Source organism: Actinoplanes sp. NPDC024001 (assembly GCF_040638955.1).
Lineage (GTDB): Bacteria > Actinomycetota > Actinomycetes > Mycobacteriales > Micromonosporaceae > Actinoplanes.
In genome coordinates this window covers 1-16,594 of the sequence record NZ_JBEZZB010000133.1, presented here as the reverse complement: position 1 = coordinate 16,594, position 16,594 = coordinate 1, and the positions used below count along the sequence as shown (strand labels likewise).

14 protein-coding genes are annotated in these 16,594 nt (G+C 69.6%); 7 read left to right on the top strand and 7 right to left on the bottom strand.

Annotated elements, in window-relative coordinates; genetic code table 11:
• Window positions 1-946: 946 nt before the first annotated feature.
• Both AB0F81_RS37375 and AB0F81_RS37370 read right to left on the bottom strand, forming a co-directional pair.
• Window positions 947-2,596, bottom strand: a complete 1,650-nt coding sequence (locus AB0F81_RS37375) for a ricin-type beta-trefoil lectin domain protein (protein WP_360205393.1) — start codon at window positions 2,594-2,596, stop codon at window positions 947-949.
• A 39-nt stretch (window positions 2,597-2,635) separates the two neighbouring features.
• Complete coding sequence (locus AB0F81_RS37370) at window positions 2,636-4,690, bottom strand: prolyl oligopeptidase family serine peptidase (protein WP_360205390.1); 2,055 nt, start codon at window positions 4,688-4,690, stop codon at window positions 2,636-2,638.
• Between the two features lie 73 nt (window positions 4,691-4,763).
• Here AB0F81_RS37370 and AB0F81_RS37365 point away from each other — a divergent pair, with 73 nt between their 5' ends.
• The 4 genes from AB0F81_RS37365 to AB0F81_RS37350 are packed head-to-tail and all read left to right on the top strand — an operon-like array spanning window position 4,764 to window position 8,038.
• Window positions 4,764-5,102: a PadR family transcriptional regulator gene (locus AB0F81_RS37365; protein ID WP_360205387.1), complete on the top strand. Its 339-nt coding sequence runs from the start codon at window positions 4,764-4,766 to the stop codon at window positions 5,100-5,102.
• Window positions 5,099-6,043, top strand: coding sequence for a hypothetical protein (locus AB0F81_RS37360; protein ID WP_360205385.1), 945 nt, complete (start codon window positions 5,099-5,101; stop codon window positions 6,041-6,043). The genes AB0F81_RS37365 and AB0F81_RS37360 overlap by 4 nt, the downstream gene beginning before the upstream one ends.
• Window positions 6,016-6,963, top strand: coding sequence for a nucleoside hydrolase (locus AB0F81_RS37355; protein WP_360205382.1), 948 nt, complete (start codon window positions 6,016-6,018; stop codon window positions 6,961-6,963). The genes AB0F81_RS37360 and AB0F81_RS37355 overlap by 28 nt, the downstream gene beginning before the upstream one ends.
• Before the next feature lie 10 nt (window positions 6,964-6,973).
• On the top strand, window positions 6,974-8,038 hold the full coding sequence (locus tag AB0F81_RS37350; RefSeq protein ID WP_360205379.1) for a DUF2293 domain-containing protein: 1,065 nt from the start codon (window positions 6,974-6,976) through the stop codon (window positions 8,036-8,038).
• 8 nt (window positions 8,039-8,046) lie between these two features.
• Here AB0F81_RS37350 and AB0F81_RS37345 read toward each other — a convergent pair whose 3' ends face one another.
• Entirely contained in the window at window positions 8,047-8,310 is a 264-nt protein-coding gene (locus AB0F81_RS37345) for a VOC family protein (protein WP_360205376.1), read from the bottom strand.
• 15 nt (window positions 8,311-8,325) lie between these two features.
• Window positions 8,326-9,705, bottom strand: coding sequence for a hypothetical protein (locus AB0F81_RS37340; RefSeq protein ID WP_360205373.1), 1,380 nt, complete (start codon window positions 9,703-9,705; stop codon window positions 8,326-8,328).
• Window positions 9,706-9,846: 141 nt separating this feature from the next.
• On the opposite strand from AB0F81_RS37340, the gene AB0F81_RS37335 reads away from it, so the two are divergent.
• Window positions 9,847-11,085, top strand: a complete 1,239-nt coding sequence (locus AB0F81_RS37335) for a sensor domain-containing protein (RefSeq protein WP_360205370.1) — start codon at window positions 9,847-9,849, stop codon at window positions 11,083-11,085.
• Entirely contained in the window at window positions 11,073-11,735 is a 663-nt protein-coding gene (locus AB0F81_RS37330; protein ID WP_360205368.1) for a response regulator transcription factor, read from the top strand. The genes AB0F81_RS37335 and AB0F81_RS37330 overlap by 13 nt, the downstream gene beginning before the upstream one ends.
• A gap of 25 nt (window positions 11,736-11,760) precedes the next feature.
• Here AB0F81_RS37330 and AB0F81_RS37325 read toward each other — a convergent pair whose 3' ends face one another.
• Window positions 11,761-12,234: an SRPBCC family protein gene (locus AB0F81_RS37325; protein ID WP_360205365.1), complete on the bottom strand. Its 474-nt coding sequence runs from the start codon at window positions 12,232-12,234 to the stop codon at window positions 11,761-11,763.
• 229 nt (window positions 12,235-12,463) lie between these two features.
• Here AB0F81_RS37325 and AB0F81_RS37320 point away from each other — a divergent pair, with 229 nt between their 5' ends.
• A complete protein-coding gene (locus tag AB0F81_RS37320) occupies window positions 12,464-12,826 on the top strand; it encodes a hypothetical protein (protein ID WP_360205362.1) in 363 nt (120 codons plus the stop codon).
• A 60-nt stretch (window positions 12,827-12,886) separates the two neighbouring features.
• On the opposite strand, the gene AB0F81_RS37315 is transcribed toward AB0F81_RS37320, so the two are convergent.
• Window positions 12,887-13,447, bottom strand: coding sequence for an HD domain-containing protein (locus tag AB0F81_RS37315; RefSeq protein WP_360205360.1), 561 nt, complete (start codon window positions 13,445-13,447; stop codon window positions 12,887-12,889).
• A gap of 840 nt (window positions 13,448-14,287) precedes the next feature.
• Window positions 14,288-16,345, bottom strand: a complete 2,058-nt coding sequence (locus AB0F81_RS37310) for a hypothetical protein (protein ID WP_360205358.1) — start codon at window positions 16,343-16,345, stop codon at window positions 14,288-14,290.
• Window positions 16,346-16,594 lie beyond the last annotated feature (249 nt).

Genomic DNA, 16,594 nt, shown 5'->3' with positions numbered 1-16,594 from the left:
TGCGGTTCTGGCGCAGCGTGGAACGTCGGACGGTCAGATTCCCCGGTGCGGTCGTTGCTCACGAAGAACACCGCACCACCGCCCTCCGCGGCCCGGTTCCGCTCGATGACGGTCCCGTCGACGGTCAGCGTGAACCGGTCGCCGTCCAGGTAGATCGCGCCGCCGCTACCCCCGCCCGGGGTGCCGGCCCGGGCCGGGTTCGCGCCCCTGCCGACCGCCTCGTTGTTCGCGAAACGGCTGTTCAGCACGGTCCAGGAGACGCCGATGCTGCTCAGCGCCCCGCCGTTGGAGCACACTCCGCCGGTGAACGTGCTGCCCACCACGTACACCGGGTCGTCGCCGCCCTGGTCGAGAACGCGCACCGCCGCGCCACCGCCCTCGGCCGTCTCCCCCGTGCTGTCGCCCTTGGTGAACGCCATGTTCTGGATCGTCAGGCGTGGAGTGTCCTGGTCCTGGCAGTGCGAGGTGGTCCAGCCCTGGGCCTGGTCGCAGGTGTTCAGGTAGAGGATCCGGCGTTTGCCCGCCCCGCTCAGCGTGATTTTGCCGCCGCCGTCGAGGACCACCTTCGCGCTGGTGTTACGCACCTTGGCGGTGGCGGTCATGGTGATCGTGACCGGTTGCGGTCCGCAGTCGAAGGTGATGATGCCGCCGGCCGCCACCGCTCGGACGACCGCCGTGGAGGTGCAACTGGCCGCGGTGCCGTTGCCGACCGTACGCGTCGGGTCGGTGGTGTCGACCGGCCTCGCCGCCGCCGGAATGACGGCCCGGCCCCGCGGATTGCCGGGTTTGGGCAGTGATGTCTCGGGTGGCGCGCTGCTCGCCGGCGCCCTTGACGGCCTCCTTTTCGCAAGCGCCCAGGAGACCCGCGGCGAGCAGCGCGAGCGCCACCGCCGCGGGGGTCCGTCGATTCAACACCGGCCGATGGTACGGGTGAGAGCACCCGTGTCTAGCGCCTGGTCCAGATCTGGTTGGGCGCGTTCTTGCAGGTGTAGAGGATCACCGGGGTGGAGTTGGCCGTCTCGTTGTTGTAGACGTCCAGGCACAGACCGGACTGCACTCCGATGATCTTGCCGTCGGCGGTGACGTTCCACTGCTGATTGGCCTGCCCGTTGCAGGTGTAGAGGACCACCCTGGTGTTCGGCGTGGTGCCCCGGTTGTAGGCGTCCAGGCACTTGCCCATGACCTGCAGCTGCTTACCGGGCGTGTAGGTCCACTGCTCGTTCACCCCGTTGGTACAGGCGTAGATGATCACCTCGGTGTTGTTGCCGGTCGACGAGTTCGGGTCGTCCAGGCACTTGCCGGAGGACTTGCTGACCAGCTGCCGGGTCCAGCCACCCGGACCGGGGGTGTTGGCCCGCACCCGCAGCAGCACGGTCTCGTGCGGCTTGACCGTCCGGCTGATCGCGCCGGTCGTCGTGGTGACCTGTTTCGACCACAGGTCGGTGACGGTGTACTGGCTCGACGCCGGCAGCGACAGGTAGTTGGCCGTGGTCGACATGCTCTGCGTCGTGTCGCTGCGGTTGAACAGCGCGACCACCCGGTCCCCGTTCGCGAGCGGCTTGACCAGGACGTGCCGCTCGCCGTAGACCAGGTTCTCGGTGCCGCCGACGTAGATCTGCCGGGCCTGCTCGCCGAGCGGGTCCTGGTTGATCGCGATGACGTCCCGGTTGAGGTGGATCGCCTTCAGGTCGGCCGGCAGGTTCCGCAGGTCGGCGCCGGCGATCAGCGGCGCGTTCATCATCGCCCAGAGGCTGAAGTGGCTGCGCATCTCGTCGTAGGTGAGGGCCGGCCTGTCCGGCCACGGCGTGGAGCCGATCTCCAGCATGTCCGGGTCGTTCCAGGCGCCCGGCTTCGCGGCCCACGCCGCTGGGACGTTGAGCCGGTAGATGTGGTCGATCCGGCCCCACCACGGCTGGATGTCGCCGGTGGTGCGCCACAGGTTGCCGACCGACGGACCCCAGTTCCACGGGTGGCTCTGGCCCCACTCGCAGATGGCCAGGATCATCGGCCGGCCGGTCGCGATGATCGCGTCCTGCATCCGCTTGTACCGGACCTGGTGCGGCTCGAGCGGGTTCCCGTCCGCGTCCGCCGGGAACGCGCAGTTGTCGTACTTGATGTAGTCGACGTCCCAGGACGCGAAGAGTGCGGCGTCCCGGGTCTCGAAGCCGTGGCTGCCCGGGTAGCCCGCGCAGGTCCGGGTGCCGTTGTCGGCGTAGATGCCGAACTTCATCCCCTTCGCGTGCACGTAGTCGGCCAGCGCCTTGATCCCGCTGGGGAAGCGCACCGGGTCGGCGACCAGGTTGCCGGAGCTGTCCCGCTGCTTCGCCGACCAGCAGTCGTCCAGGTTGACGTAGTTGTAGCCGGCCGCCAGCCAGCCCTCGGCGACCATCAGGTCAGCGGTCTCGCGGACCAGGTCCTCGCTGATGTCGCACTCGAACGTGTTCCAGGTGTTCCACCCCATCGGCGGCGTCAGCGCAAGGCCGTTGTCCCAGGCCAGAGCCGGCTTCGCCGGCTCGGCCAGGACCGGCGCGGCCAGGCCGGCGGTGACCGCCAGGAGCCCGGCCGCCAGGACGCGCCACAGCTTCGTTCTTCTCACCGGGCGATCTTGTCAGAGTCCTGATAGGAAAGTCGACGATCATCGAAGTGTGCGCCGGAGGAACTCCATCGTCAGCGCCGAGATGCGGGCCTTCTGCTCGTTGTCCGCGGCCCCGCCGTGACCGCCCTCGACGTTCTCGTAGTACGCCGCCGGATAGCCGTGCCGGCGCAGCAGGGCCAGCATCTTGCGGGCGTGCCCCGGATGGACCCGGTCGTCGCGGGTCGAGGTGATGAAGAGGACCGGCGGATACGGCTGGCCCGCCCGCACGTTGTGGTACGGCGAGAACTCGCGCAGGTACGCCCAGTCGGCCTCGTCGTCGGGGTCGCCGTACTCGGCGATCCACGACTTGCCGGCGAGCAGCTGCGTGTAGCGGCGCATGTCGAACAACGGCACCCGGGCGACGATCGCCCCGAACAGCTCCGGGTAGCGGGTCAGCATGACACCCATCAGCAGACCGCCGTTGCTGCCGCCGGAGATGCCGAGCCGCTCCGGCGTGGTGATCCCGCGCGCCACCAGGTCGCCGGCGACGGCCGCGAAGTCCTCGTAGGCGCGGACCCGGTTCTCCCGCAGGGCGGCCCGGTGCCAGTCGGGGCCGTACTCCCCGCCACCGCGGATGTTCGCCACCACGTAGGTGCCGCCGCGGGCCAGCCAACTGCGTCCGATCACCCCGTTGTACGCGGGGGTCAGCGAGATCTCGAAACCGCCGTACCCGGTGAGCAGCGTGGGCCCGCCGGCCGCGGCGCCACCGACGACGAAGTACGGCACCCGCGTACCGTCGGCGGAGGTGGCGAAGAACTGCCGCACCGCCATGCCGTCCGTGTCGAAGAACGCTGGCTCGCGTTTGAGGATCTCCACCTCGCCGCCGACGGTGCCGTAACCGAGCGTGGCCGGCTGCAGGAATCCTTCGGAGGCGATCAGGTAGGAGTCGCTGTTGTCGGGGTCGGTGTCGACGATCCAGGAGTGGCCGAACTCGGTGTCGCCGGGCAACGGCTGCCGGTCCCAGTCCGGCGTGCCCGGGGTGAGCACGTGCACCCGGGTCGTGACGTCGGTGATGGTGACCAGCAGCAGATGGTTGCGGGTCCAGGAGTAGGAGCTGAGCGACGTGCGCTCGTCCGGCCGGAACAGGACGGTGAGGTCCCGCTCGCCGGCCAGATAACCGTTGAGGTCGGCGGCGAGCAGCGCGCCGGCCGGGTAGGTCTCCTCGCCGGCGGTCAGCGGCGACCGGAGCCGGATCAGCAGCCAGTCACGGTGCACGTCGCAGTCGGCGTCCTCCGGGACGTCGATCCGGACGAGCTCGCCGTCGAGCAGGAACTGCTGCCGGTGGTAGAAGTCGCGCTGGCGGCTGACGAAGTCGCGTTCGTAACCCGGTGTCGGGTCGTGCCAGGCGGTGACCAGGACGTCGTCGGCCTCGCCCGCGAAGACCAGCTCCGCCGCCGCCAGCGGGGTGCCGCGCCGCCACCGCTTGACGACACGCGGGTAACCCGACGAGGTCAGCGAGCCGGGTCCGAAGTCGGTCCCCACATAGATGTGGTCGGCGTCGATCCAGCCGACGTCGCTCTTCGCCTCGGGCAGCGTGAACCCGTCCGCGACGAAGGCCCGGTCGCGCAGGTCGAACTCGCGGACCACGACCGCGTCGGCGCCGCCACGGGACAGTTTGACCAGGCAGCGGTCGTATCCGGGGCGCAGCACCGTCACACCGCCCCACGTCCAGTTCTCGCCCTCCGCGGCGTTCAGCGCGTCGACGTCGAGCAGCACGTCCCACTCGGGCTCGTCGCGCCGGAACTGCTCCAGGGTGGTCCGCCGCCACAGCCCGCGCGGATGGTCGGCGTCCTGCCAGAAGTCGTAGAGGAAGCCGTCACCCCGCCAGCCCGGGACCGGGATCCGGTCCTTGCTGTCGAGCACCTCCCGGACGGCGTCCGTCATCCGGTCGAGGTCCTCACCGGCGAGCGCGGCCAGCGTCTCCGCGCTGCGCTCCGCGGCCCACTGCGTGGCATCCGGCGCGTCCAAGGCCTCGAGCCAGAGGTACGCGTCGTCGGCGTCCTGGTACAGAGCAGCCCCCTCCAGTTTTGATCGTCTTCTCGACGATCGCACCATCATCACTGGTTGTCGCCAAGGATGCCTGAACGGCCAGGTTGAACATCTTGCTATGCAAGGTATCTTGCGCCCCATGGACAACACGCGCGAGCGGATCACCACCAACATCCGCAAGGGCGTCCTGGAATATTGCGTGCTCGCGCTGCTCTCACAGCGCGACATGTACGGTCTGGAGCTCGCCGACAGGCTGGTCGAACGCGGCCTGACCGCCAGCGAGGGCAGCCTTTACCCACTGCTCGCCCGCATGCGGCAGGCAGGCACCGTCGAGACCCGCTGGTCGACGCCCGAGCAGGGGCATGCCCGGCGGTATTACGCGATCACCGACCAGGGACGGGCGCAGCTGCGCGTCTTCACGGCGGTGTGGCGCGACATCCAACCGCACGTGGACGAGCTGACAGCGGAGGAAGCATGACCAACGACGCCCTGCCCGGGGCGGCCGAGGCCTACCTGCGGGCACTCGGCGCCGAACTGCCGGAGGCGCGGGAGATCGTCGAGGACGTCCGCGCCCACATCACCGACGCCCTGGCCGGCGGCCGGACCATCGACCAGGTGCTGGCCGGGCTCGGCAGCCCGCAGGCGGTGGCGCGACAGGCACGCGAAGAGCTGGCCCTGCCCGAGCACACGCCCGACCACGCCGCAACGGCCGGCCGGATCCTGCGGGTGATCTCGGTGGCGGTCGCCGCGCTCACCGCGGTCTGGGTGACCTTCCTGCTGCCCGGCACCGTGTCGAACCCGCCCGAAGCGGGCCCCGGCCTGGCGATTCTCACGCTGGTGCCGGCCCTGCTGGCGGCCCTGCCGTTCGCCCTGCCCGCCGGGGTGCGCGGCCGGGCCGGTGCCGCCGTCGCCGCGGCCGTCACCGCGCTGATCTTCGTCGACGGCGAGATCGCCCTGCACTACGTCCCGCTGATGATGATGCTCTGGGCGGCGACGATCACGCCGTGGGCGATGCGGCGCGAACGCGGCCGGGTCGCCGTCCGGCTGTGGCACCTCACCGCCGCGGCGTTCGTGGCCTTCCCCGGCATTCTCGTCGCCTCGGCGCTCGGCACCGAGAAGATCGGGATCTCCTGGGCCGGTGCGCTGCTCTGGATCCCCGGTCCGCTGATCCTCGGCGCGCTCTGCGCCTTCGGCGTCCGGGCGGCGTACGCGGTGATCGCCGCGGGCGGTGCCGTGGTCATGCTCATGGCGCTGACCGGGGAGAGCTTCCTGTTCGCGGCGTTCTGGTGGTTCGGTGCGCTGTATCTGATGATCGGGGCGGTCGGACATCTGGCGACGCCGGCCACAGGACGCCTCGCGGGTCGCCGCCTGGCGCACCTATCGTCGTCGGTGTGGGGGACTTCGCTGCTCAACCGGTGATCGTCGACTGCGACCCGGGACACGACGATGCGCTGGCTCTGCTGCTGGCCGCCGGTGACCCGCGGTTACGCCTGCTCGGCGTGACCACGGTCGCCGGCAACCAGACGCTGGACAAGACGACGCGGAACGCGCTGAAGATCCTCGCCCTGGCCGGGGCCACCGGGATTCCGGTGGCGGCGGGAAGCGCGCGGCCGCTGATCGGTGAGCTCACGGTCGCCTCGGACATCCACGGGGCGTCCGGGTTGGACGGGCCTGACCTCGACGTACCGGTCGGTGAGGTCGCGGACGTCCACGCGGTCGACCTCATGCGGCGGCTGATCGTGGAGGCCACCGAGCCGGTCACGCTGATCGCCACCGGGCCGCTGACCAACGTCGCGTTGCTGCTGCGCGGCCACCCCGAGGTCGTCCCGCGGGTGCGGCGGGTCGTCTTCATGGGCGGCTCGACCGAGCGGGGCAACACGACGCCGTACGGCGAGTTCAACATCGTCACCGACCCGGAGGCCGCCGACATCGTGCTGCGATCCGGCCTGCCGACCACAATGATCGGCCTGAACGTCACCCATCAGGCGCTGGCGACCTCGCCGGTCATCGCCGAGTTCGAGGGCATGGGCACCCGGCTGGGCACGATCTGCGCGGAACTGATGACGTTCTTCGCAGCGACCTACCGTCGGGTGTTCGGTTTCGCCCATCCACCGGTGCACGACCCGATCGCGGTGGCCGCCGTCATCGACCCGGCGGTCATCCGGACGGTCGCGGTCCCGGTGACCGTCGAACTGGCCGGCGCCCACACCCGCGGCGCGACCGTCGTGGATCTGCATCACCGCACCGGGCAGCCGCCGAACGCGGCCGTCGCGGTGAGCCTCGACGTGGACGCCTTCTGGCGGTTGCTGATGACCGCGGTGCGCCGCGTCGCGGGGTAACCTGCCGCCCATGCAGCCCACCTCGAAGCTGGAACGCCGGGTGGTGACCGCCGCCGAGCAGGCGCTGACGCGGCAACGTCACGTGAGCCCGCTCGATGTGCTGACCGGTCTGGGCTGGGTCCCGTCCGGGCTGGTGACGGACTGGCGGCAGGGCCGGGTGCCGCACCTGGAGGCGGTGGCGGCGGTCTCCCCCGCCCGGCTCACCGACGCCCTGGAGGTGTTCCACCGCTGGGTGGCCGGCCGTGACCTGCGCCCCAGCGAGGTCGATTACGTCTCCGCCACCCACGACCGCCGGCCGCTGCGCTTCACCGCCGACGGCGATGCCGCGCGGGAGCGGGCTTTCCGCACCCACTGGATGCCGGCCGACCTGCCGGAACAGCAGCGGCAACGGCTCACCACCAAGCAGAACAAACCACCGGACCTGGTCGTCGTGCAGCCCGCGAAAGCCTTCACCTGCACCCTCTGCGGCCGGACCGATGCCGACCTGCTGACCATGGAGACCGCCGGCCCGATCTGCCTGACCTGCGCCGACCTGGACCACCTGGTCTTCCTGCCGGCCGGCGACGCCGCCCTGACCCGCCGCGCCAAACAGGCCAGCCGGCTGTCCGCGGTGGTCGTGCGGTTCAACCGCTCCCGCAAGCGCCACGAACGGCAGGGCCTCCTGGTCGAGCAGGCCGCGATCGAACAGGCCGAAGAGCAGTGCCTGTCCGATGAGGAGGCCCGCGCCCGGCGCCGGGAACGCGACCGGCAGCGCCGCGAGGCGGCGGACGAGGTGTTCCAGCGTGACCTGGCCGAGGAGATCGCCCGGCTGTTCCCGTCCTGCCCGCCGGCGCGGGCGCAGGCCATCAGCCAGCACACCGGCACCCGGGGCAGCGGCCGCGTCGGCCGCAGCGCGGCCGGCCGCGCCCTCGACCCGGACGCGGTGACGCGGGCGGTGATCGCCTCGGTGCGGCACGAGGACACCGCGTACGACGAGCTGCTGATGGCCGGGGTGCCGCGGGACCGGGCCCGAGCCCAGATCCGCGACGACATCGATCGTCTCCTGGACCTCTGGCGACTTCCGGCCCGCCAGTAGTCGTACCGTCAGGATTTGCCCTGCTGGAGGATCCGGACCTCGTTGCCGGACGGGTCCCGCAGTGTCATGTCGGTGCCGTAGAAGTGCTCGGTCGGCTCCTGGGTGAAGTCGGTGAAACCGCGCGCCCTGAGGTCCTCGTGGAGCCCCCGGACGTCGTCGGTGTTGAGGACGAGGCCGTGCAGGGCGACGTCGAGCGGCCGGGCATATCCCCTGCCGATCGCGTCCCGGGCGCGGAGCAGGCGCCGGTGAAGATCCTCGACCTCTCGGCTCACGTCGCAATGTCAGGTTCACGGAAGGAGCAATCCCCAGTGGACAGCCCACGGGACGAGAAGCAGTCCGGCCGCCGTGAGCAGGCCGAGCCGGACCCGGTCGGCCGGGCGGCGCCGGACCAGGTTCCCCGCGACGATGAGCGTGGCAACGACCGTGACGCAGGCGAGCAGCTGCAGGCCGAGCCACACCACCGGGCGGCCCAGGAGGACGGGTCCGGGCACTTTCGCCGCGGTGGCGAGTTGCACGAACAGGTACAGCAACGTACCGGCGACGGTGGCCGGGCCCAGCACGGCGAGCCAGCGGGCCGACCGAAGCGTGGCGACGCGCGGGCGGCGACGGATGCGGCGGCCGGCGGCGACCATCGGGTAAGCGGCGAACGCGGCGAGCAGCGCCACGAGCACCAGCAGCTGGACCGCGCCGTTCTCGTACCAGGCCGGCGCGCCGATCACCGGTGCGGCCGGCTCCGGGCCGAAGTCACCGCTCGGGACGGACGCCTGCCACGGGTCGGCGATCCAGCGCGCCTCGACGTCGCCGTAGTCCGCCGGCAGGTCCGGCAGGCGGTCGAAGCCGTCGTCGGCGGTGCGGTGCAGGTTGTGGTTGGTGGCGTCGACGAACCGGATCGCATGCTGCGTGTTCCCGCCGCGCTCCAGCGCCGTCCGGATGAGCCGGCTGCTCTGTCCGGGCACGGCGTCCCGGTCGAGGCGACCCCACTGGGCGAGCACCGGCTGCCGCACCCGCTCCCAGTGCGGCAGCGGATCGAAATCGGACTCGGCGAAGATACCCGCCCCGATCGCGGTGCGGACCGCGGCACCCCGCATGGTGGCGGGCAGCGATCCACTGACGCCGGCATGCTCGAGGTACGTGCCGTACGCCCAAGCGGTCTGCGCAGCCGGGGTGACGCCGACCGCGCCGACGGTCACGAGAAATGCGACATCGGTGGAGCGGCCGGCCGCGATCGGGGCGGCGAACGCTCCCTCGGACAGTGCCCACAGCCCGATCCGGTCCGGGTCGACGTCCGGCCGGGCACGCAGCAGTCGCAGCCCGGCGAGCGCGTCGTCGGCGAGCAGCCCGTAGTCCCGCTTCACCATCGAATAGCCGACGGTGCGCTTGTCGTACACCAGGGTGGTGATGCCGTGCCGGGCATAAGCCCGCGCTTCCGGCATCAGATATTGCCGGCCGCGGTTGCCCGCGCCTCCGAGCATCACGATCCCCGGCCGCCGCGTCGTGCCGGCGTCCCGGGCCGGTTCGAGGACGGTGCCGTGCAGAACCACACCGCCGGCGCCGGTGAACTGGACCTCGGTGGCAACGACGTCCGCCGGCACGGCGGAAGCCGGCGCCGGCACGGCGACCGGCGCCACTGACAGCGCTACGAGTGCCGCTAGGGCGATCTTTCGCATTCGGGTCTCCCGGGTCGATCTCGGTTCGTCGGGAGTCAGCATGGTCGTCACGCCACCCGGCGCCCCAGGGCGGAAACACCTGGGATCAACGGGGTGCAGACACCCTGTCGGCCACCATCCGCGGGCCCTACTGTCGAGGCCGTGAAGCAGATTCGCAGTCATGGACAGAACCTGGTCTGGCTGGCGGTGAGCGCGGTGATCGCCCTGCCCGCACCCGTGCTGCTGTTCCTTCTCCTCGCCTCGGTACCGGCGAGCCTGGTGGCCGGCCTGGGTCTCGTGCTCTTCGCGGCGGTCGTGTGGGTCACCCGCCGGCTCGCCGGGCTCCAGCGCCGCAGGGTGGCCGCGGTGCTCGACGTGGCGGTGCCGGCCCCGTACCGATCTCTGCCCACCGGAATGCTCGCCCGGCTGCGCTCGATCCTCGGCGAGGCCGCGACCTGGTACGACTTCGCCTGGCTGGCCTGCCAGTTCGTCGTCGGCCTGGCCTGTTTCGTGCTGACGGCCGCCCTCTGGCTGGGCGCGCTCCAATGTGTCACCGCCCCCGTGCTGCTGGCGGCGCTGCCGGAACCGACCGGATACGACCCGGTGGTGCTGGAACTGACCGGCCGGTCCACGGTGTTCAGCTGGATCCTGATCCCGGTCGGTATCGGACTCGCCGTCGCCGCCTACCGGCTGCCCCGGTTCCTCGTCCACGGTCAGGCCCGCCTCGCGGCGGCTCTGCTCACCCCGACCTCCAAGGCGGCGCTGACCGAACGGGTCGACAGCTTGACCGCCACCCGTGCGGCCACCGTCGACGCGTCCGCCGCCGAGCTGCGCCGCATCGAGCGCGACCTGCACGACGGCGCGCAGGCACGATTGGTCGCGATGTCGATGAGCCTCGGCGTGGCCGAGGACGTCATCGACGCCGACCCGGCCGTCGCCAAGGCTCTGGTCGCCGAGGCCAGGGTAGGCGTCGGCGCGGCGCTCACCGAACTGCGAGATCTGGTACGCGGTGTGCACCCGCCGATGCTGGCCGACCGCGGGCTGGCCGCCGCGGTCGAGGCGCTCGTGCTCGACACCGCGTTCCCCGCCGAGCTGGACCTGAGGCTGAACCGGCGACTCACCGCCCCCGTCGAGGCCGCCGCCTACTTCGCCGTCGCGGAGGCGCTCGCCAACGCCGGCCGGCACAGCGGCGCCACCAGCATCCAGGTGACCATCGCCGACACCGGCACGGCCCTGCACATCACCGTCCGCGACGACGGGCACGGCGGCGCCGACCCGGCCGGCGGCACCGGCCTGCTCGGCATCCGCCGCCGGTTGGCCGCGTTCGACGGTGAACTGCGGGTGAGCAGCCCGGCGGGTGGCCCGACGGTGCTGGAGATGGAGCTGCCGTGCGCGTCCTGATAGCCGAGGACCAGGCCCTGCTGCGCGACGGTCTCACCCGCATGCTGACCGCGTACGGCTTCGACGTGGTGGCGACGGTGGTCGACGGATCGGAGCTCACCGAGCGGTTGGTCGAGGTCCGTCCCGACATCGCCGTGGTCGACGTCCGGATGCCGCCGACGTTCACCGACGAGGGCCTGCGCGCCGCCGTGGCCGCCCGGCAGCGGGTCCACGGCCTGCCGGTGCTGGTCCTGTCCCAGTATGTCGAGCGGCTCTACGCCCGCGAGTTGCTCGCCGACCGCGCGGGCGCGGTCGGCTACCTGCTCAAGGACCGGGTCGGTGACGTACGCCAATTCGTAGCCTCGCTGCGCCAGGTCGCGGGCGGCGGCACCGTCATCGACCCGGACGTGGTCGAGCGCCTCCTGCACGGACGTACCCCGTTGTCCGAACTGACCCCGCGGGAACAGGACGTGCTGCGGCTCATGGCCGAGGGCCATTCGAATGCCGCGATAGCCGAGCGGCTCGTCATCACCGAGAAGTCGGTCAACAACCTGATCAACGGCTTGTTCGCCAAGCTCGGCCTGCCACCCTCGACGAGCCAGCATCGCCGGGTGCTGGCCGTGCTGGCCTACCTCGACGGCCGAGACCAGGACGGGCCCGCCAGCCGCTAGGGACGAACGCCGAGGTGGACCCTCGTCACCGGGACCGCCGCTCCACGTCCCTGGCCATCGCTCGCAGGGTTGCGCCGAAGCCGATCCGACCGGCGAGAGACAGCAACGGCCCGGCGAAGCTGGTGACACGATGAGGAGTCACGGTCACGTCCTCGTCCCAGTCGACGCGGCACCGGCCGGAGTGCAACGGCACCACCGAGAACCCGGCCCGGCCGCGCACCACCCGGCCCCGCTTGACCACCTCGCAGCGGCCCGGCTCATCACCCTGCGCGTCCCCGCCCGGCGGCCGCCACAGTTCCACCGTCATCGGGTCGTCGAACGCCAGCCATCCGATCCCCGTCCGGGCGACGAACTCCACACCCACCCCGTCAGGCAGCGACGTCGTCACCCGTACCTCCGTCAACGGCGCCCAGTCACCGTGCCGGCGCCAGTCCACCATCGCGGCCCACACCGAGGTGGCGGGCGCACCCACCTGCTGGGTAACGGTGAACCGGGCCATAGGGCAACTCCTGTGCTGGATGGGGCGCGAGGCCAGCCACCGTTGCCGGCGCGGGCCGCCACAAGCAAAGCACGCGATCTCCACGTGGGTTTCCGCGCACACCAGATCCGTACCCTGGCCGTAGGAGATGTCCGATTCAGGTTGCAGGTCCGGCCGCATTGTTCCCGGCTCCTGACAACGACCGGCTGTGACGGCTTGGTGAACACGATCGATAGTTACCGTTCCCAGTATGGCGAGGAAGAGTGGCCGTCGGGCACGGCGCGGGACGTCACAGGAGCGCGAGGCAGTCGCGGCCGAGTATCAGGAAGCGATCGTCCGGCTGCAGCAGACAGCGTTCTGGAATCTCCGGTCCACGATCGCAAGCGTCTGCGTCTTTCTCGGGATCTTTGCGCTGCTCTTCCTCTACTGGGGTGAAGCGGACGGCGCGCGACTTGGACCCACCTTGGCATGTGCGGTCGGTGGAGTCTGCGGCGCCGGGGTGTACTTCAGCCGGCCATATCCGAAGCTGGTGCGCTGGCTGCTCATTGCCGCGGTGACCTTCACGTCTTTGGCCATCGCCAGCCTCGCGATAGTGGCGGGAGTTGATACATGACGGCCCGCGGCCGGCACCCGTCGCTGCCCAGATAGTCCAGGGCGATTGATCAAAACGGCTCTACCGAGAGCGCCACGTCATTGGTGACAGATTTACTGCGGCTTCAGCGATCCGACGGCTCGTCTCGGTTTTAAGGTCCTTCTGAGCTGAGTCGATCCAGCCGTCGACGCGGCTTATGCCGATGTCGCGGTATTCAATGGCTTGGAGAAGCATCTCCAGCTTGTCGGCGTCCTTGGCGCAGAGCGCTTCGAGCGTCTGGCGTGACTCGTACTCATCAACGGCGGCGCGGATCGTGTCGCGGGAGCGGTCCGGGAGCCGTTCGGTCTGGTCTGCCGTGATCTGGCGTGGGTTTGGCTTGGCCAGATACGCGGTGGCGGTGTGAGGCAGGTCGCCGGTGCGGGTCTCCTGCGAGTCGTGCCACAAGGCAAGGAACGCTGCACGAGCGGGATCGGCGCCCTCCTCGGCAGCGATGAGGGCGGCCAGTTGCGCGGTGCGCATGGTGTACGCGGCGACCGATTCCGGGTCGCGGACTCCGGCGTGCCACCAGCCGGTGCGGCGGACGCGCTTCAGCAGCCCGAGCTCGTATCCGAATGCGGCGATGGCCTCGGCGTCTTCTGGCACCTGTGGTCCTTCCCAGCGGTCGGAGATGCGGACCGCGTACTGAAGCCCGGCGAGTTGGTTGCGTTCGGTTCGGCTCAGGTCGGCTGTGGAGATGAGCCTATCGAGCACCTCGGCGCACGAGGATCGGACAGCGGGACGCGTGCAGGGTGCAGATATTCAGCGGTCGGTGCGGCGACGCCGAGTCGAGGCGCTCCAGTAGATGTTGCAGCAGCCTGGTGCCCGTCCATGAACAGATGTCCGCGCTGAGCATGAAGTCGTCATCGGTCTGCTCGTCGCTGAGCTCGCCGATCCAGTAGACAATCCGAGCAGGTAGACGGCTTCGGCTTCAGAAGAATGCGCCACGCCGCGCGCCTTCCGCCACGACAGCAACAGTTCTGCATCACCGGTTCATGGGCAGGCCGGGCCGCTTCAGCGGCGCTTCCCAGAGTCAAACCGACGGCTCAGCCCACTGTGACCCGGCAGCCAACTGCCTGGGGCGACCACCGTAACGTGGGGTCTGGGGGTCGCCCCCAGGTAAATACAGCGTGGGGCGGGCGGGACTCGAACCCGCGACCGAGGGATTATGAGTTGGATCTTGCACCTGTTGATCGATAGCCGATAGTCCGCAGGGGTGCCGACCTATCCAGGTAGGCGCCCTTGCCGTTGTTCGCCCGTCCCCGCCCGTAATCGCCAGTCCAGAACCGTCCGGGCTCACACCGGGCTCACACATACTTGAGCACGCCTTAGCCGTCTGCCAACTAAACGCGGGCCGCCACCTTCGCTCGGCCGAAGGATTGCTCGTCGCGCTCGCGTGCCTTGTCGAGCTCATGATCGATCCACATGTCCGGCGCTAGGAATCCGTCAAAGGTACTGAAACCGGCCCAGGGCCATGCCGAGGCCGGCGAGCCGCCGCATGACATTAGACGGGGCGTCAGCCAGGCGGTAATACGGCCCGTCCTGCAATGCGCCGCGGACGAGGTCGTGCGTCAACAGCTGGAGACACTCGTCGATCGCGGCTTTCGCGGGTCTGGGGTTCATCGACCTGAGGGCGTACGAAATATTCTCTCGGCTGATCGCGCCGCCCTTAAGCGGTTCCTCATCGTTGGCCTCGTTGTACAGCAGCTCCATCAGGCGGGTGATCAGATCGATCGATCGTTCGGCTCCGTTGTACTGCTCCTCGATGTCGGTGAGGTCGTCACCGGTCCGCTCGAACAGCACGCGGAGTTCAGTCAGGGTGAGAGGGCTGATCCGATGCCGACGGAGCAGGGCCGCAAGGTCATCAACGGTCAACAGCGTGAAGCCGTTGTTGACTGCCCAGTCTCGGATGCGGCCGCCGAAGCCGGGACCAACGACCAAGCCGTAGTCGGCGAGGTGCTTACGCTGGTGGTCTTTGAGCGCGTCGAACTTGATGCTGTTCTCCGCGACCATCCCGGCAGCCGACGACTTCACCTCGACGATGGCTCCGTACCGCTCGGCCGCGGCCAGCTCGGCTGTCAACAGCACGTCCGTCCGGCCGCTACCGCCCAGATGCTCAGCGCGGAACCCGAGGAACCGGAACGCGGCCGCCACGGCGGCCTCGAACTCCTCGCTCGAGTCGCTGCGGTAGGCACATGCACGCAGTTGAGCCGCGAGTGTCTCCGCGGTTGCCAGCGAGTCGTCGACGTTGGCAGGCTCCTCGCCGGGGGGTCCGTCAGTGCGTTCGCCGAGCGGCTCCGACAGCGGCAGCTCGGCGGCGAGCATGCGCCCCAACTCAGTGGTGCGGTATCGCATCCAGTCGATCCGCTCAACTAGGCCCGCGTCGTTCAGGAAACCCAGCCGGGTTCGCACCTCGGCGTCGGACATGGGTTGTCCGTACTGCTCCTTGGCGATGCGGACCAGCTCACCGACCGGCGTCGGGGCATCGGCGTGGACGAGCATCTCGACGACGAACGCGTATTTGGTATGCAGGTAGCGAACCAGATCGATCTCGTTGCCCAGCTCGAGGAGGCCAGAGAACTCGGCGGAGACGCCGTAGCGTTGGAACGCGACGAGGTCGATGGCGCCGAGATGCCGGAAGCTATGCAGCGTGGAGTTGAAAGAGCTCCTTTTCATTCCCAGCCGGACGCTGCAGCGTTCGAAAAATTCCTCGGCCGTGGCACCGCCGCCAAGGATGTCACACACCGCCTTGACCGATTCGATGAGCGACTGACCAGCGCCCGCTTCGTCGCGGCCCCGAGCATTACGGCCGCGCGGAATGTATCCGATGAGCGACTTACGCCCGCGCAGTGTGGAGGGAGTCAGTTCGCGGATCCGTCGGCTGACCCAGTCGGCCGGATCCGGCAAATCGGCTTCGTCCAGCCGAGTAATAAGCGGAGTCTTCGTAGCTTCGTCGGGAGACGTGAGAATGACCTCGTCAAGGAATGCTTCGCCGGAGGTAGTCAACACGTATTTGTTCCCCCAGCGCTCGACCAGTCCGAGCGCCGTGAACCAGGTGATCCGCCGATGAATCTGATCGGGGCTGGTCCAGAACAGGCCGAAGGATCGCGCCTTCTCGAGCAGATCAGCCCTCCCACGGGTCTCCGGCAGCGTCTGGAGCAGCTCGCCGAAGAATTTCACCCGGCCATGCAGGTAGACCGCGAGCGACTGGGACGATGCGTCGGCCAGCCATGATGAGGCCGCCACGGCCGGCACCCAGACGCCGTCATGACGTCGCGACACCAGGCCCATGGCGGACAGTTGGCGCTTGCAGATTTCCTCGAGATCCGCGTCGACGCTCGTCCCGTTCGCCCGGACGAGGCTGATCCGCGTGCCAGGGCCAGCGGGAAGGCTCTCAAGGACAACGCGGAGAGCGGCGAGGAGGTCGTCGCGCTTGCCCGGCAGCGCGCCGATGGTTTGTGAACGCTCGGCCCACGGCTTCCGTTCCGATGACACGGGATCCATGGGCACGAAGCGTACGGGCGGGGTATGACACACGGCTGTGTAGTCCACGCGTGGTCAGCACACCGTCCAGGAGGCCACTTAGCGGCGCCGTCAACCAAATATCGGTCTAGCCACTCAGATGGTGATCGACCGGCACCGCGTTAGCGCACGATTCGCGGCTACTTATTTACTGGTCGTACGACCGCAGCCCGGCCAGGCTTGGTCGAGGTGACCGGCGGGACACTCTCTTGCGGCTGTCCACCGGCATTT

Excerpts from the sequence above, each read along its gene's own strand:
- AB0F81_RS37370 (WP_360205390.1), bottom strand. The coding sequence starts at position 4,690 with ATGGTGCGATCGTCGAGAAGACGATCAAAACTGGAGGGGGCTGCTCTG.
- AB0F81_RS37365 (WP_360205387.1), top strand. The coding sequence starts at position 4,764 with ATGGACAACACGCGCGAGCGGATCACCACCAACATCCGCAAGGGCGTC.
- AB0F81_RS37360 (WP_360205385.1), top strand. The coding sequence starts at position 5,099 with ATGACCAACGACGCCCTGCCCGGGGCGGCCGAGGCCTACCTGCGGGCA.
- AB0F81_RS37350 (WP_360205379.1), top strand. The coding sequence starts at position 6,974 with ATGCAGCCCACCTCGAAGCTGGAACGCCGGGTGGTGACCGCCGCCGAG.
- AB0F81_RS37340 (WP_360205373.1), bottom strand. The coding sequence starts at position 9,705 with ATGCGAAAGATCGCCCTAGCGGCACTCGTAGCGCTGTCAGTGGCGCCG.
- AB0F81_RS37325 (WP_360205365.1), bottom strand. The coding sequence starts at position 12,234 with ATGGCCCGGTTCACCGTTACCCAGCAGGTGGGTGCGCCCGCCACCTCG.
- AB0F81_RS37320 (WP_360205362.1), top strand. The coding sequence starts at position 12,464 with ATGGCGAGGAAGAGTGGCCGTCGGGCACGGCGCGGGACGTCACAGGAG.
- AB0F81_RS37310 (WP_360205358.1), bottom strand. The coding sequence starts at position 16,345 with ATGGATCCCGTGTCATCGGAACGGAAGCCGTGGGCCGAGCGTTCACAA.